This window comes from Alkalihalophilus lindianensis (genome assembly GCF_032843265.1).
GTDB lineage: Bacteria > Bacillota > Bacilli > Bacillales > Bacillaceae_D > Alkalihalophilus > Alkalihalophilus lindianensis.
The window spans coordinates 1-254 of the sequence record NZ_JAWJBA010000676.1; the positions used below are offsets into that span (position 1 = coordinate 1).

At 44.1% G+C, this 254-nt stretch carries 1 pseudogene; it reads right to left on the reverse strand.

Going from position 1 to position 254, the window contains the following annotated elements:
- Positions 1–254 (reverse strand): annotated as a pseudogene (locus tag RYX56_RS23870) (lysophospholipid acyltransferase family protein); the annotation flags it as partial.

A 254-nucleotide genomic window follows, 5' to 3' on the forward strand; every position in this document is an offset into this window, starting at 1 on the left:
CCGTTTTTCAAGATGTTGTTCAGCCCCTTGAGGGAAAAACCACAGGGCTTGTTTAGTTGTCAACTTGGTCCGTGCATAGTTTAACGAGTCTAGGAGAGAGCGAGAATCGGATGGGTTGACTGAAAAAGCACCTATTTTTCTAAAAAAGGAATAGGACTTCATCCCTTCCTCACTCATCATCGCAAACGATTCATGACGTAAGCACTCGTTGGATAAATAAAAGGAAACGAGACCATCCCACCAGCTGCTGTGAT